The sequence below is a fragment of the Bacillus sp. EKM501B genome (assembly GCF_011800505.1).
Lineage (GTDB): Bacteria > Bacillota > Bacilli > Bacillales > Bacillaceae_G > Bacillus_A > Bacillus_A cereus.
In genome coordinates, this window is sequence record NZ_JAALFZ010000097.1 from 1 (window position 1) to 234 (window position 234).

Sequence of the window (234 nt, forward strand, 5' to 3'; positions counted from 1 at the left end):
GTTGTATTGGATGGGATTTCAATAACGATACGACTAGCTTGATTCTTCTGTGATGCCTTACGTGCGTCTTCCAATGTACCAGAAGGAACCTTTTTACCCCATGTCGACGGATCATACGCCTGGAGATACGCATTGAAATCATACTTAGGGTCTTTGTAATCGTTCAATCCTAGCGCTTTATTATTGTCATCGACATTGGCATTGATTGTACCTTTGACATAAATAATTTTAGGT

At 39.7% G+C, this 234-nt stretch carries 1 pseudogene; it reads right to left on the reverse strand.

Annotated elements, in window-relative coordinates:
• Nucleotides 1-234, reverse strand: a pseudogene (locus HFD78_RS29305) (pectate lyase); the annotation flags it as partial.